Source organism: Roseomonas sp. HF4 (assembly GCF_005222755.1).
Classification (GTDB): Bacteria; Pseudomonadota; Alphaproteobacteria; order Acetobacterales; family Acetobacteraceae; genus Neoroseomonas.
The window spans coordinates 175,542-191,277 of the sequence record NZ_STGD01000001.1; the positions used below are offsets into that span (position 1 = coordinate 175,542).

At 72.1% G+C, this 15,736-nt stretch carries 10 protein-coding genes; all 10 read right to left on the reverse strand.

Annotation, left to right across the window (positions count from 1 at the left end):
- Positions 1-134: 134 nt before the first annotated feature.
- Complete coding sequence (locus E8M80_RS00870; RefSeq protein WP_137123757.1) at positions 135-1,196, reverse strand: ABC transporter ATP-binding protein; 1,062 nt, start codon at positions 1,194-1,196, stop codon at positions 135-137.
- Entirely contained in the window at positions 1,193-2,179 is a 987-nt protein-coding gene (locus tag E8M80_RS00875; protein WP_137123758.1) for an ABC transporter ATP-binding protein, read from the reverse strand. The genes E8M80_RS00870 and E8M80_RS00875 overlap by 4 nt, the downstream gene beginning before the upstream one ends.
- 174 nt (positions 2,180-2,353) lie before the next feature.
- Entirely contained in the window at positions 2,354-3,787 is a 1,434-nt protein-coding gene (locus tag E8M80_RS00880) for an amidohydrolase family protein (RefSeq protein ID WP_137123759.1), read from the reverse strand.
- A gap of 13 nt (positions 3,788-3,800) precedes the next feature.
- On the reverse strand, positions 3,801-5,399 hold the full coding sequence (locus E8M80_RS00885; RefSeq protein WP_137123760.1) for an ABC transporter substrate-binding protein: 1,599 nt from the start codon (positions 5,397-5,399) through the stop codon (positions 3,801-3,803).
- A gap of 17 nt (positions 5,400-5,416) precedes the next feature.
- On the reverse strand, positions 5,417-6,292 hold the full coding sequence (locus tag E8M80_RS00890) for an ABC transporter permease (protein ID WP_137123761.1): 876 nt from the start codon (positions 6,290-6,292) through the stop codon (positions 5,417-5,419).
- The gene (locus E8M80_RS00895; RefSeq protein ID WP_137123762.1) at positions 6,289-7,230 is read right to left on the reverse strand and encodes an ABC transporter permease; all 942 of its coding nucleotides are present in this window, start codon (positions 7,228-7,230) and stop codon (positions 6,289-6,291) included. The genes E8M80_RS00890 and E8M80_RS00895 overlap by 4 nt, the downstream gene beginning before the upstream one ends.
- A complete protein-coding gene (locus E8M80_RS00900) occupies positions 7,230-8,840 on the reverse strand; it encodes an amidohydrolase (RefSeq protein WP_137123763.1) in 1,611 nt (536 codons plus the stop codon). Before E8M80_RS00900 ends, E8M80_RS00895 begins: the two co-directional genes overlap by 1 nt.
- A gap of 100 nt (positions 8,841-8,940) precedes the next feature.
- The gene (locus tag E8M80_RS00905; protein WP_137123764.1) at positions 8,941-9,816 is read right to left on the reverse strand and encodes a transglutaminase family protein; all 876 of its coding nucleotides are present in this window, start codon (positions 9,814-9,816) and stop codon (positions 8,941-8,943) included.
- Positions 9,813-12,290, reverse strand: coding sequence for a circularly permuted type 2 ATP-grasp protein (locus E8M80_RS00910; protein WP_137123765.1), 2,478 nt, complete (start codon positions 12,288-12,290; stop codon positions 9,813-9,815). The genes E8M80_RS00905 and E8M80_RS00910 overlap by 4 nt, the downstream gene beginning before the upstream one ends.
- Positions 12,283-15,657, reverse strand: coding sequence for a DUF2126 domain-containing protein (locus E8M80_RS00915; RefSeq protein ID WP_137123766.1), 3,375 nt, complete (start codon positions 15,655-15,657; stop codon positions 12,283-12,285). Before E8M80_RS00915 ends, E8M80_RS00910 begins: the two co-directional genes overlap by 8 nt.
- Between the last annotated feature and the right edge of the window lie 79 nt (positions 15,658-15,736).

Below are 15,736 nucleotides of genomic sequence, written 5' to 3' on the forward strand. Positions count from 1 at the left end.
GGAAGGCGGGGGGAAGGGAACTTCCCCCCGAGCCCCCTAACCTTCTTTGACACCTGGCGCGAAGCCGACGAGGTCCGGCGCCAGGTGTCAGAGAAGAGAGGGGGATCGGGGGAGGTTCCCCTCCCCCGACCGTCCTAGGCCGCGCGCGCCTTCGCGTAGAGCGCGAGTCGCCGCGCCGCGATCTCCGACAGGCCGCCGCTGAAATCGAGCCCGGCGGGCGGCAGCGTCTCGGCGAAATGGCAGGCGGCCGCGTGCCCGTCGGCCATCGGGCGCAGGGCCGGCGCCTCGGTCCGGCAGCGGTCCTGCGCGAAGGCGCAGCGCGTGTGGAAGCGGCAGCCAGGCGGCGGGTTCATCGGGCTCGGCACGTCGCCGCCAAGCGGCTTCACCTGGCCACGGCGCGCGGGGTCGGGATGCGGGATCGCGGCCAGCAGCGCGCGCGTATAGGGGTGGCGCGGCGTGGCAAACAGCGCGCGCTTCGGCGCGGTCTCCACGATCTCGCCGAGGTACATCACCGCGACGCGGTCCGCGACGTGCTTCACCACCGCCAGGTCATGCGCGATGAACAGATAGGCGAGGCCGAGGCGGCGCTGCAGGTCCTTCAGCAGGTTCACCACCTGCGCCTGGATCGACACATCGAGCGCGCTGACGGGCTCGTCGCAGACGATCAGCTCGGGCTGCACCGACAGCGCGCGCGCGATGCCGATGCGCTGGCGCTGGCCGCCGCTGAATTCATGCGGGTAGCGCTGCGCGTGGAAGGCGCGCAGGCCGACCAGGTTCAGCAGTTCCTCGACGCGCGCGCGGCGGGACGCGGCATCGCCGATGCCGTGCACCTGCATGGGCTCGGCGATGGTTTCCGCGACGGTCAGGCGCGGGTTCAGGCTGGCATAGGGGTCCTGGAAGACGATCTGCATGCGCCGGCGCATGGCGCGCTGCGCGGCGCCGGTGACCTTCGTGACATCCTTCCCGTCGAAGCGGATGGTCCCGGTGGTCGGCTCGATGAGGCGCAGCACCAGGCGCGCGGTGGTCGACTTCCCGCAACCGCTCTCGCCCACCAGCGCCAGCGTCTCCCCGCGGTCCACGGCGAAGGAGACGCCGTCCACCGCGCGCACGATGCCGACCTGCTTCGCCAGGATCAGCCCCTTGCGGACGGGGTAGTGCTTGGCGAGGCCCGTGACCTCGAGCAGCGTTGCGCTCATGCGACGAAGGCCTCGACCGGGGCGCGCAGGCAGGCGGCCTCGTGCCCGTCCGCGATGCTGCGAAGGGGGGGCGGCTCGACCTTGCAGGCGTCCTCGGCGAAGGGGCAGCGCGGGTGGAAGCGGCAGCCTTTGGGCAGGGCGAAGGGCGGCGGCACGCTGCCGTCGATCGCGAGCAGCGTCTCCCGGTCCTCGTCGAGCCGGGGCACGGAGCCCAGCAGGCCGAGTGTGTAGGGGTGCATCGGATCGGCGAAGACGGCCGGCGCCGCCGCGCGCTCGACCACGCGGCCGGCATACATGACGGCGACCTCGTCCGCCATTTCCGCCACCACGCCGAGGTCGTGGGTGATGAGGATGATGGACATGCCGGTGTCCTGCTGCAGGTCGCGCAGCAGGTCCAGGATCTGCGCCTGCACGGTCACGTCGAGCGCGGTGGTGGGTTCGTCCGCGATCAGCAGCTTCGGCCGGCAGGCGAGTGCCATGGCGATCATCACGCGCTGGCGCATGCCGCCCGAGAGCTGGTGCGGATATTCCTCGAAGCGCCGCTCGGGTGCCGGGATGCGCACGCGGGTCAGCGCCTCGATGGCGCGGTTGCGGAGCTCGGCGTTCGACGCACGTGGGTCGTGGGCGCGCATCGCCTCGGTGATCTGGAAGCCGACCGTGTGGACCGGGTTCAGGCTGGTCATCGGCTCCTGGAAGATCATCGCGACCTGGCTACCGCGCACGTCGCGCATCTCGGCGCTGGAGAGCTTCAGCAGGTCGCGGCCTTCCAGCAGCACGCGCCCGGCGGCGACACGGCCGGGATGGCCGACGAGGCGCATGACCGAGAGCGAGAGCACCGACTTGCCGCAGCCGGATTCACCGACGATGCCGAGGGTGCGGCCGCGCGGGACCGAGAGGTCGACGCCGTCGACGGCCGCGATCTCCCCGCCATGGGTGCGGAAGACGGTGCGGAGGCCCTCGATGCGCAGCAGTTCGTCCGACATTGGGCTACCTGGAGTTGGAGGGGCCTTGCCCCTCCAAGCCACCCCACCAAAGGCCAAAAGGCCTTTGGAAACCAACATTCTGGCGGGTGGCGGGGTGATGGTGTCCAGAGGCCCTTAGGCCTTTGGCGGGGAGGGTCCGGGAGGGGCAGCGCCCCTCCCGTCGCGCGCGGCGCGTCACGACCAGTGGAAGGTCGGCGGCGCGATCTTCTCCGCGCTGCGATGCGCCCAGTCCTGCTGCGGCACGCGGCCGATGACGCGCTTCTGCGCCTCGTGCAGGTGCTCGGCCGCCTGGCGGTAGTCCATGGTCAGCACCTCGCCGTCCTCGACCACCTTGGCACCGTCCACGAACACCGCCTTCAGCGCGCGGTCGCCGGCGGCGTAGATCAGGCTGCGGATCGGGTCGTAGGCCGGGCGGATCATCGGGTGGGTGATGTCCACCAGCGAGAAATCCGCCTTGCAGCCGACCGCGAGGCGGCCGATGTCGTCGCGCCCGAGCGCGCGCGCACCGCCGATGGTGGCCGCATTGAACAGGTCCGTCGTCTGCAGCGTGCGCGGGGAATTCGCCTGGGTGCGCGCGATGTGCGCGGCGAGGCGCATCTCGTCCAGCATGTTGTGGGGATAGGTGTCGGTGCCGATCCCCATGTTCACGCCTTCGCGGATGTAGCGGCCGAGGTCCTTCATCGCGATGCCGCGCCGCGCGAAGACGGTCGGGCAATGCGCGACGGTGGTGCCGGTCTCGGCCAGGCGCTTGAGGTCCGTCTCGGTGTGCCAGGGCGTCGAGGGATGGTCGTCGAGGAAGATGCCGTGCCCGATGATGCTGCGTTCGCCGAGCAGCCCCATCTGGTCGAGCCAGCCGATCGGCGTCACGCCGTGGCGGCGCGTGATCTCGTGGAACTCGACCACCGACTGCGCGGCGTGGATCTGCCAGGACAGGCCCCGCTTGGCGGCCTCCGCGTGGCTGTCCTTGAGCAGGCCGGCCGAGCAGGTGTCGATCTGCGCGGGCACGACCATGCCGAACAGCCGGCCGCATTCGTGCTGCTCGGCGCGTTCGACCAGGCGAAGGGCTTCCTCCATCGCCTTCTCGCCGGCCTTCTCGTCCCATTCGTATTCGACGACATGGCCGTTCTTGGTGTACCAGCGCGCCGAGCGAAACATCGGCGCGATGCAGACGCGCATGCCGGCCTCGGCCAGCAGGTCGAGCCAGCCGGGATGCGCCATGGACAGGTCGGCCAGCGTCGTGACGCCCGAGAGCAGCAGTTCCGACAGCGCCACGCGCACGCAATGCGGCACCGCTTCCGCATCGGCGCGGAAGATCGGCATGTATTCGTAGAGCGACGAATTGTAGAGGCCGGGCGAGCCGATCTCGTCGAGGAAGCCCTTGTTCAGCGGCTCGCTCGACGGATGGGAGTGAATGTTGACGAGGCCCGGCATGACCATCAGCCCGCGTCCGTCGATCACCGCATCGGCTGCGCCTTCGTAGCCGCGGCCCATGAAGGTGATCGTGCCGCCGGAGAAGGCGACGTCGGTGTCGGGCATGTAGCTGTGGGACTTCGCCGTGGAGTCCCACCCCACGACGAGTTCCGCGTTCCTGACGAGGGTGGTGGTCATGCCGGGGGGCTCCTTAGCGCGTCAGCCGGATGTCGAGGCCCTTGTAGAGGGCCACGCCGTAGATGCCGTGCGCGCGCACACCCTCCACCCGGGCCGAGGAGGCGACCCAAAGCTGCTGCCGAGCGACTGGCATCCAGACATTGGCCTCTGCGACGATGCGCTGCGCGCGGGCGATGGCGGCGGCACGCACGGCGGGGTCGACCGCGGTCTGTGCTTCGCGCAGAGCGGCGTCGGTCGCGGGGTCGTTCCAGTTCATGCGGTTGGGCGTCGGGCGGTTCGCGCTGTTGAAATACAGCGAGAAGGCGTCGGTCGCCGTCACGTAGGGGTAGGACATGATGAAGGCGTCGAATTCCTGCGTCGCGAGCCGGCCCCAGCCGACCGTCGCGTCCCACATCTGGATGCGCATCTCGATGCCGACGCGGCGTAGGTCCGCCTGCACCGCCTGCAGGTACTGCTGCCCCTCCGCCGTCTGCAGACCATAGACCAGGAAGGTGGCGCGCTGGCCGTCCTTCACGCGGACGCCGTCGCTGCCCATGCGCCAGCCGGCCTCGTCCAGCGTGCGGCGCGCCGCATCCGGGTTGAAGGTCGGCACGAGCCGCGCGGCATCCGCGTCGAAGCCGGTCACGTTCGGATTCAGGTAGCTGTCGGCCGGCACCGCGGTGCCGAACCAGGTGGCGCGGACCAGCGCCTCACGGTTCACGGCCTGGTTGATGGCGCGGCGCACGGCAGGGTCGCTCACAACGGGCTTGTCGACCTTGAAGCCCATGAAATGATCCCAAAAGTAGTTGTCCTGGCGCGACATGCGGACATTGGGCGTGCGCTGCAGCGTCTGCACCGCGATGGGCGGGATGTACTGCGTCACGTCGCCCTGCCCGGTCTGCAGCGCCGCAAGGCGCGTCTGGCTTTCCGGCGTCACGCGCCAGATCACGCGGTCCACCTGGGGCGACGGGTTCTGGTACATCTCCCGCGGGCCCCAGCTGTAGGTCGGGTGGCGCTGCAGCACGAGTTCCTGCCGCGGCGTCCAGGACACCCAGCAATAGGGGCCGGTGCCGTTGAAGCCCTGCACGCCGAAATTCTCGCCCAGGCGTTCGACCGTGTTGCGGTCGACGACCGAGGCGAAGAACAGCGTGAGCTGGAACAGCAATTCGCCGAAGGGCTCGTTCAGCTCGTATTCGAGCGTATGCGGGCCGACCGCGCGGATCTCCTTCACCGGGCCGGCGCGCCAGCGCACGGGGCTGCGCGTCGCGGGGTTGATCCAGCGGTTGATGGAGTAGGCCACGTCCTCGGCCGTCATCGGCCGGCCATCGCAGAAGGTCACGTCGCGGCGAAGGTGGAAGGTGTAGGTCTTGCCGTCCGGGCTGACCTCCCAGCGTTCCGCCAGCGCGGGACGGATCGTCTGCATGTCGAAGTCGAGCGCCACGAGCGTGTCGCTCATCATGTACAGGACCTCGCCCGCGCCGCGCGCGGTGGTGCGCGCCGGGTCGTAGCGGTCGGCGTCGATCTCGCGCAGCACCACGAGCGTGTTGCGCGGGTTGGTCGCCTGCGCGAGCGCGTCGCCCGCCGGGATTGTTGCGGCCAGCGCGAGCATCGCGGCGCCGATGGTCTTCCTCATGGGTCTCTTTCTCCCGTTCAGATGCGAAGCCTGGGGTCGAGCGCGTCCCGCAGCGCGTCGCCCAGGACGTTGAAGGCGAGCACGACGACGAAGATCAGGACGCAGGGCACGACGGCGATGTGCGGCGCGAAGAACAGGAAGTTCCGTCCCTCGCTGGCCATAGCGCCCAGCTCGGGCACCGGCGGCTGCGCGCCGAGCCCGAGGAAGGACAGCGCCGAGCCGAGCAGGATGACCTGCCCGAAGCGGAGCGTGGCAAAGACGAAGATCGACGACAGGCAATTGGGCGCCAGGTGCCGCCAGATCAGCCGCGCATCCGTCATGCCGGTCGCGCGCGCCGCCTCGATGTAGTCGAGCCGCATGACGACCAGCGCCGTGCCGCGCACGATGCGCGCCATCAGCGGCACCGTCGCGACCGACAGGGCGATCACGACGGAAAAGATGCCCGGCCCCAGGATGGCGGCGATGGCGAGCCCGACCAGGATGGCCGGGAAGGACAGCATCATGTCGACCAGCCGCATGATCGGCCCGTCCAGCCAGCGCTGGTAGAAGGCGGCGAGGAAGCCGAGCAGCGCGCCGAGCGACCCGCCCAGCACCACCGCGAAGAAGCCCATCAGCAGCGACACGCGCAGGCCATAGAGCAGGCGCGTCACCATGTCCCGCCCCTGGGCGTCGGCGCCGAGCGGCAGGCCCGGGCTGCCCGGCGGCTGCATCGCGAGCGAGAGGTCGTTGTCGTAGGGATCGGTCGGCGCCAAAACCGGCGCGAGCACGGCGCCGCCGATCAGCAGCACCACCAGCAGCAGCGAGAAGGCCGCCGCCGGTTCCCGCAGCAGGCGCGACAGGATGCCGGGGCGCGGCGGCGCGATCGGCTCGCTGGTGTCGGTCGAGGCGCTCATGCCGTGCGGATCCGCGGATCGAGCGCGGCGTAAAGCACGTCGACCACCAGGTTGATCACGATGAAGCCGAGCGAGAGGACGATGATCGTCCCCTGCGCCATCGGGAAGTCCGACGACAGGATCGCGCCGACCGCGAGCCGGCCCACGCCGGGCCAGGAGAACACCGTCTCGGTCACGACCGCGCCGCCCAGCAGGAAGCCGATCTGCAGGCCGATCAGCGTCACCACAGGCACCAGCGCGTTGCGCAGCGCATGGCGCAGCACCACCAGCCGTTCCGTCAGCCCCTTGGCGCGCGCCGTGCGCACATGATCGGCCGAGAGCACGTCCAGCACCGCCGTCCGCGTCATGCGCGCGACGGGCCCGACGAAGACGCCGCCCAGCGTGAGCGCCGGCAGGATGAGGGAGCGGATGCCGTCCATGGTCCAGATCGGCCCGCCGCGCCCGGTGAAGGGCAGCCACTGCCACTGGAAGCCCACGAACCAGATCAGCACCAGGCCGAGGAAGAAGACCGGCACCGAGACCCCGGCCACGGAGATCGCCATGATCACGCGGTCGACCACCGACCCGCGCCAATACCCCGCCAGCGTGCCGAGCAGGATGCCGAGCGGGATGGACCAGACGAGGCTCGCCGCCATCAGTTCGAGCGTCGGTCCGATGGTGGCGCCGAGTTCCTGCGCGACCGAGACGTTGTTGATGATCGAGACGCCGAGGTCCCCCTGCACCAGGCGCCACATGTAGAGGCCGAACTGCACGTAGAGCGGCTCATCCAGGCCGAGGTCGGCGCGGATGGCCGCGATCACGTCCGGCGTTGCGGTCGGGCCGGCGCGCACCGTGGCGGGGTCGGTCGGCACCACCTGCATCAGCAGGAAGCCGATCAGGATCACGCCGAACATGACCGGCACCGCGAGGATCATGCGGTGAATCGCGTGGCGCAGCATCAGCCCGCTTCCCCGTGGCGGTCGAAGATCGCGACGCCGTCGCGCAGCGTGAGGTCAGCCTGCGCCTTCAGCACGGCCTCCGGTTCCATCGCGAAGATGTCCCCGGACAGCACTGCGATGTCGGCCTGCATGCCTGGCTCCAGCGTCCCGCGGCGGTCCTCGGCGAACTGCGTGTAGGCGCCGCACCAGGTGTAGCAGTGCACGGCTTCCTCCGCGGTCAGGCGTTCCTCCGGCCCCATCACGGTGCCGCGGTTCGTCTGGCGCGTGAGCATGGTGAACAGGTTGATGAAGGGATCGACCGTCGAGACCGGGCAATCGGAGGAGGCCGCCGGATGCGCACCGTCATCGAGCCAGGTCTTCATCGGATAGGCATGCATCGACCGCGCCGGGCCGAGGTTACGGACATAGAGGTCGCCGAACTCGTACATGAACACCGGCTGCGGCACGGGCAGGATGCCGCGCGCCTTCATCCGTCGGCGCTGGTCGCGCGTGACGAAGCCGCAATGCTCGATGCGGTGGCGGCGGCCGGCGAAGGGGTGCGCTTCGCTGTCGGCCGCCTCCATGCCCTGCAGCACCTGCTCGATCGCGGCATCGCCGATGGCGTGGATGTCGAGCTGCCAGCCCTGTTCGTGATACCGCTTCAGCAGCGCGTGGATGGTCTCGTCCGGGAAGGTGAAGACGCCCGTGCCGCCTTGCAGGTAGGGCTCGAAGAAGGCCGCGGTCAGCCCGCCGGCGGACCCGTCCGCGAAGACCTTCACCGCGCCCCAGCGCAGCCCGTCGTCGCCCTCCATGGGCCGCATGCCGGCATCCCAGGCCTCGGCGGCGATGCCCTCGGGGTTGCCGGCCAGCACCTGCCACATGCGCAGCGGCAGCCGCCCCGCCGCCTGCGCCGCGCGATAGGCTGCGACCTCCGCCATGCCCGCCGTCATGCCCACGTTCATGTCGGTGGCGGAGGCGAAGCCGAACGAGGCGAGGTGCCGGCAGGCCGCCTCGATCGCATCGACCATGGTGGCTTCGTCGGGCGGCGGGATCACGTCGCGCACCAGGCGCATGGCGCGTTCCTGGAACAGGCCGGTCAGCGCGCCGCCGCGGCGCTCGATCACGCCGCCTTCGGGGTCGGGCGTGTTGTGGCCGACGCCCGCGAGCCGCATCGCCATGGTGTTTGCCACCGCCATGTGCCCGCAGGTGCGCACGATGGCGACGGGGTTGTCCGGCGCCGCTCGGTCCAGCTCCGCCGCCAGCGGGTGCCGCCCGACATCGAGTTCCGCGTGGTCGTAGCCGCGGCCGAGCACCCAGGCGCCTTTGGGCGCGGCTTGCGCCGCGACACCGATGCGCCGCAGCACCTCGTCCAGCGTGCGCACCTCCTCGGCCCGCAGGTTCACCTGCGACAGGCCGAGCCCGTAGGGCAGCAGGTGCATGTGCGCTTCGTTGAAGGCAGGAATCGCGACCCGTCCCGCGAGGTCGATCCGCCGCGTGCCCGGCCCCGCCGCATCCAGCGCATCCGCGCCGAGCGCCACCACGCGCCCGTCCCGCACCGCCAGCGCATCGACGAAACCATGGGCGAGGCCGCGGAAGATGCGGCCGCCCGAAAGCAGAATATCTGCGGACATGGCGCGACTCTCATGGGGCGCCGAGACCGCGTCAACCCGTCTCGCGGCACCCCGGGCGCGGGCCTTGCGGGCGGTGCCGCCGCAGGCGGCAGCCCTGCCCTCAGGCGGGCAGGAGGCTCTCGGCTTCCTCGAGATCAACGCCGACGCGCAGCCCGTGTTCGCCGCCGCCCAGGATCACGCCGCGCAGCGGGCTGACATCGGCGAAGTCCCGCCCCCAGGCCAGCACCACGTGCTCATCGCGCACCACGACGTCGTTGGTCGGGTCGAGCCCGACCCAGCCATGGCCGGGCCCGAGCCAGGCCTCGACCCAGGCGTGCGACTGGTCCGCGCCGCGCCGCGCGGTGCCGCCCGGCGGCGGGCGCGTGCGCACATAGCCCGAGACGTAGCGCGCAGGCAGGCCGAGCCCGCGCAACCCGCTGATCATGACATGCGCATAGTCCTGGCAGACGCCGGTGCGGGTTTCCAGAACCTCGGCCACCTGGGTGTTCGGCCCGGTCACGCCGGGGCGATAGGTGAAGTCGGCGCGGATGCGCGCCATGAGCTCGACCAGCCCGGCCAGCACCGGGCGGCCCGGCGGGAAGGATGCCGCGGCATATCCCGTGGCGGCCAGGACCACCGGCGCGAGCGGGCTCGGAAAGGCGAATTCCGCGGCCTCCGAGGCGCGCGCGGCGGCCGCGACCGCCTCCCAGGGCAGGGTCGCGGCGGCGGGCGGCGGCGGCGGGAAGAGCACCCCGACCAGCGCCTCGGCGACCACCTCGAAGCGCGCATGGGGGCGGTCGATGAAGACGCGCGTCGCCCGGTTGCCGAAATGGTCGGTCGCCTCGGTCACGTGCGTGGGCGTCGGCGTGATCGCCAGCGTGGCGCGCGCGACCGATTGCTGCGGCAGGGCGCGCGGCGTCAGCAGGAGCAGGTGCGCGGCCAGGTCCACGGGATGCGCATAGGCATAGGTCGTGACGTGCCGCAGCCTGAAGATCACGCGGCACCGCGCATGGCCGGCTCGGCGCCTTCCAGGCCGAGCGTCTGCGTCGCCGGCAGCAGCGCGAAGTAGCGCCGCGTTACGGCGTCGGACAGGGCGGCGATCCGGCCCGACATCGCCTCCAGCCGTGCCGGCAGCGCCGCCGCCGCGGCCGCCTGGTCGGATGCCGCGATGACGGCGGCGACCATCGCCTCGGCCTCCGCGCGCAGCATGGCGGCCTCGGCCGGCAGGCTCGCGTCCTCCTGCCCCGCCACCTCGTCCAGGTGGTGGCCGATCGCGGCCAGCTGGAACGCGAGCGCGCGCGGATTGCTCTCGTCGGCCAGCACCAGGTCGAGCGCCGGCGCGGGCTGCAGGATCGTGAGGTAGCGGCTGCGATAGGTGATGACGCTGTCGCAGAGCTCCAGGATCAGCCGCAGCCCGCCCTCGATCCGCGCCGGCGGCTGGTCGAGCGCGAAGCCCACCTCGGCCGCGATCGCCTGCGCGCGCTCGATCCGCCGGCCGAGGTCGAGGAACAGCCAGGCGCCGCCGCGCACCATGCTCTCGGCCGCGACGCCCGCCACGGCGGTCGCGAAGCGCAGCACCGGGATCATGGCGCGCGAGATCGCCTCGAGGCTGCCGCCGGCGTCGCGCATCTCGGCCCGCGCGGCGCGCAGCGTCAGCGTGAAGGTCGCGTGCATGTCGGCGGTCAGGCGGTCGCGCACCATGGCCGTCAGCGCCGCGATCCGGTCCGCGAGGCCTGGCAGCGCGCCGCCGTCGCGCAGCTCGGCCGCGATGATCCCGGGCAACGCCTGCGCGGCGGAGGACGCGCCGACATCCTCGGCGTCCGTGAAGCCCGCCTGCGCGAGGCAGCGGATCAGCGCCGCGACCTCGGCGGCCTCGCGCGGCAGCACCACGCCGCGGGAGATGCGCGCATGGGTCGCGCGCACCAGCCGCGCCGCGCGCTCGAGGCGCTCGGTGTAGCGGCCGAGCCAGAACAGGTTGTCCGCCACGCGCGACGGCAGCGCGCCGGGCTGGCGGCGGATCGGCAGCGGCGGCAGTTGCAGCGCGGCGGGGCCGATGATGTCCGCCCCTTCCTCGGCCAGCACCCAGACATCCTTGGACAGGCCCTGCGACGGCAGCGCGCCGCCGAGCGAGGCGGGCTCCCCGATCCGGGCGAGGCCGCCCGGCATGACGCGCCAGGCATCCCCGTCGAACAGCGCGAACATGCGCAGCGTGAGCGGCCGGGGCTCCAGCGCCTCCCCCACCACGCAGGGGGCGACGGACGGGGTCGGCAGGCGCGTCGCCGCGAAGGCGCTCGGACGCTGCTCCGCGGCGATCGCGTTCGCCCAGGCATCGAGCGGGATCGGCGCCGGGGAGGCGCCGTCATTGGCATCGCGCACGAGCCAGCCCGGCTCCTCGGCCAGCCGCGCGCGGGCGGCGGCGGCGCCGAGCCAGAGCGTCTCGACCGAGGGCAGCAGCAGCGCCGCGCCCAGCAGCCGTTCGGCGACGGCGGGCAGGAAGGCGGCCAGCGCCGGCGCCTCGGCCAGCGCCGCGCCGGGCGCGTTGAGCAGGCGCACCGCGCCGTGCCGGGCGGCGTCGAGCAGCCCCGGCACGCCCGAGGTGCCTGCCTCGGCGCAGTCCAGCGGGTCGAGCGTCGCGCCCTCGATCCGCGAGAGGAGCACGTCAACGCGCTGCAGCCCCTGCAGGGTCTTCAGGTAGAGCACGCCGGCCCGCACCGTCAGGTCGCCGCATTCGACCAGCGCGCAGGACAATTCGCGCGACAGCAGCATGTCCTCGACCCAGCGCGGGTGGTGGGTGCCCCGCGTCAGCAGCGCGACGGCGGGGTCGGGCCGCTCGGGCGGGGCCAGGCGCTGCAGCGCGTCCTGCCAGAGGTCGAAGAAGGGGCGCATCGAGCGCACGGGCGCGCCGCGGAAGGCCTCCGGCATGATGCGCGCCAGCATCCGCCGGTTCTCGCGCGCCAGGCCCGGGCCCGCGGGCGCGGTGGTGCGGTCGGCGAGCACGCGCCAGGCGCCGTCCGGGCCGCGCAGCAGGTCGACCGCATAGAGGTGGAGCTGCGGCGCGGCGGCGGCGCGCCCCTCGCTGCGGCAGGCGCGCAGGAAGGCCGGGTTCGCATGCACCAGCTCGGGCGGCACCAGGCCTTCCGCGACCAGCGCCTGCGGGCCGTAGAAATCCTGCAGCACCGCGTCCAGCAGCCGGGCGCGCTGCGCGATCCCGGCCTCGAGCGCCGCGAATTCCGCCGCGGGCAGCACGAGCGGCAGCGGGTCGCAGCGCCAGGCGGCCTCCCGCTTCGTGCCGGGCAGCACGCCGGCGATACCCTCGTCCTCGAAGGCGCGGTCGAGGCGGCGGGCACGCTCGCCCAGCACCCCCTCCCCCATGCCGCCCAGCATGCCGAGCAGCGGGCGCCAGTGCGGGCGCACGCCGCCGCGGCCGTCGACCATCTCGTCGACCGGTGGGACCTCCACGCGGTCAGCCATGGCGTCTCAGGTCGAGGGTGAAGGGCAGTTCGAGGCCCGCCTGCGGTTCGGGCGGCGCCATGCTGCCGGGCGTGTGGCCGAAGGGCTGGAAGCGCGCGCGGCGCCGCGCCTCGGCCTCGTTCGCATTGACCGGGTAGCGGTCGTAGTTGCGCCCGCCGGGATGCGCCACGTGATAGGTCAGGCCGCCGAGGCTGCGCCCGCTCCAGCGGTCGAAGACATCGAGGATGAGCGGCGTCTGCGGCGCGACGGTCGGATGCAGCGACGACGGCGGGTTCCACGCCTTGAAGCGGATGCCGGCCACGTATTCGCCTGCCCGCTCGGTCGCGCGGAGCGGCACCGCCACGCCGTTCACCGCGAGCAGGTGGCGGTCCGCGACCCAGTTGGTCACGCGCGCCTGCACGCGCTCGGCGCTGCTGTCCACGTAGCGGACGGTGCCGCCGGCCGACGCATCCTCCGCCAGCACGTGCCAGGGCTCCAGCGCGTGGCGCAGCTCGAGGTGGACGTCGCGCATCGGCACCTCCCCGATCATCGGGAAGCGGAAGGCGAGGTGCGTCGCGAACCAATCGGCGTCGAGCGGGGCGCCGAGGTTGCGCAGCTCGTCGATCGCGTCGCGGAAATCCTGTTCGCAATAGTGCGGCAGCATGAACTGGTCGCCGAGCCGCGTGCCCCAGCGCACCAGCCGGCGCTCGTACGGGCGTTCCCAGAAGGCGGCGACGGCGGCGCGCATCAGCAGCATCTGCGCGGCCGACATCTCGGCATGCGGCGGCATCTCGAAGGCGCGGAACTCGACCAGGCCGCGCCGGCCGGAGGCGCTGGCCGGGTCGTACATCTTGTCGATGCAGAATTCCGTCCGGTGCGTGTTGCCGGTCATGTCGGCCAGGATGTTGCGGAACAGCCGGTCGGTCAGCCAGGGCGGTGCCTCCTGGCCCGCGCGAACCTTGGAGAAGGCGATCTCCAGCTCATGGATCGCATCCATCCGCGCCTCGTCGATGCGCGGATGCTGGCTGGTCGGGCCGATGAACAGACCGCTGAACAGGTAGGACAGCGACGGGTGGTTGTGCCAGAAGCCGAGTAGCGACTTCAGCAGGTCGGGGCGCTTCAGGAAGGGGCTCTCGGCCGCGGTCTCGCCGCCCATCACCACATGGTTGCCGCCGCCGGTGCCGACATGGCGGCCGTCGGTCATGAACTTCTCGGCGGCGAGGCCCTCCTGGCGGGCGGCCTCATAGAGCTGCCCGGTGCGCTCGACGACCTCATCCCAGCGGCGGGCGGGGTGGATGTTCACTTCGATCACGCCGGGGTCGGGCGTCACCGAGAAGTGCAGCAGGCGCGAGTCCGACGGCGGCAGGTAGCCTTCCAGCACGACCTTGCGGCCGGTCTCGGCGGCCGTCGCCTCGATCGCGGCGGTCAGGTCGAGCCAGTCCTCGGCGGCCGTCAGCGGCGGGTAGAAGACATGGATCTTGCCGTCCCGCGCCTCGACCGTGAGCGCGGTGCGCACCACGCCGGGGTCCGAGACGCCGACCACCGGGATGTCCTGCGGCTGCGGCCGGAAGGCCTCGATGGCCGAGGTGGTGCGCTCGCCCGGCCGCGGCGGGCGCAGCGCCGCCTGGTCGAGGCTCGCGGGTGCGTGCTGCGCGCGCAGCGCCCGCTGCGCCATGAGCGCGGCATGGGGCGGCAGGTCGTCGCGCCAGGCAAAAGGGTCGGCCTCGTGCTCGGCCACGCGCAGCGCGTCCTCCGCGCTCATCCAGGGCAGGCTGGCCAGCGGCAGGCGGAGCCCGACGGGGCTGTCACCCGGCACGAGGAACAGGTGGTCGCCGCGCAGGAACCAGCGGCCGGACTGCCAGCGCCGGGCGCCGTCCTGCAGGACGCGGCGCAGCGGCAGCACGGCGCCGACCTCGGAGGAGAGGCCCTGGCCGAACACCCGCGCCAGGCGCTCGCGCTCCAGCGCGTCGACCAGGCGGCTGTCCTCGGCGACCACGTTGGCCGGCAGGCGCTTTTCCTTCCACAGGTAGTAGTGGATGTCCTCGTGCGCGCCCTGCACCAGCGCGGGGTCGACCTGCAGCCGCTCGGCGAGCTGGCGGGCGAAGCGCATGGCGTCGGCCGCGGTCGCGTCGTCGGTGTCGTCGTCCGAGGCCAGCAGCGCGGGGTCGAGCCAGACCGGCTCCCCATCCGCGCGCCAGTGGGAATAGAGTGCCCAGCGCGGCAGCTGTTCCCCCGGATAATGCTTGCCCATCGCGCATTGCAGGGCCGCCCCGGGCGACCAGAGTGCCACCAGCCGGCGCAGCAGCCGCCCGGCATAGGCGCGCTTGGTGGGACCCAGCGCATCGGTGTTCCATTCGGCCGCATCGCGGTCCGACGCCGCGACGAAGGTGGGCTCGCCGCCCATGGTCAGGCGCAGGCCGAGCCGCGCCAGCTTCGCGTCCACCCGGTCGCCCGCGGCGCGGATCGCCTGCCACTGGGCGGGCGTGTAGGGCTTGGTCACGCGCGGCGTTTCGCGGATGCGCGCGACGCTCATCTCGAAGCCGAACTCGGTCTCCACCTTCTCGAGCCCGCCCGAAATGGGCGCGGCGGATTGCGGCTCGGGCGTCGCGGCCAGCGGGATGTGGCCTTCCCCGGTCATGAGCCCCGAGGTGGCGTCGAGGCCGATCCAGCCCGCGCCCGGCAGGTAGACCTCCGCCCAGGCGTGCAGGTCGGTGAAGTCCGCGGTCGGGCCCTCGGGGCCTTCCAGCGGCTTCTGGTCGGCGACCAGCTGGATCAGGTAGCCCGAGACGAAGCGCGCCGCGAAGCCGAGGCGGCGCAGCAGCTGCACCAGCAGCCAGGCGCTGTCGCGGCAGGACCCCTTGCCCTTCGCCAGCGTCTCCTCCGGCGCCCAGACGCCGGGCTCCATGCGCACGACATAGGCGATCCGGGCCTGGATCATGGCGTTCAGCGCGACCAGCATGTCGACGGTGCGCTGCTCGCCCCGCGGCACCTCGGCCAGCAGGCGGTCGAGCAGCGGCCCGGCGGGGTCGATGCGGCGGAACGGGGCCAGTTCCTGCTCGAGCCCCGGGTCGTAGGCGAAGGGCCAGGTCTCGGCCTCGGGCTCCAGGAAGAAGTCGAAGGGGTTGATCGTCGCCATGTCCGCGACGAGGTCGACCGTCACGTCGAAATGCGTCACGCGCTCGGGGAACACCACGCGGGCGAGGAAATTGCCCTGCGGGTCCTGCTGCCAGTTCAGGAAATGCGGCTTCGGCTCGACCTTCAGCGCGTAGGACAACACGGGCGTGCGGCTGTGCGGCGCGGGGCGCAGCCGGATGGTCTGCGGGCCGAGGGTCGCGGGGCGCGCGTAGCGATAGGTCGTTCGATGCGTCAGCGCGACATGGATGGACATGGGCAGGCCTGGCCTCGGTTCGTGGATGCTTTCCCATGGATGCAAGGCGCGGTCCACCGGGGATGCGACGCGGCGCCCG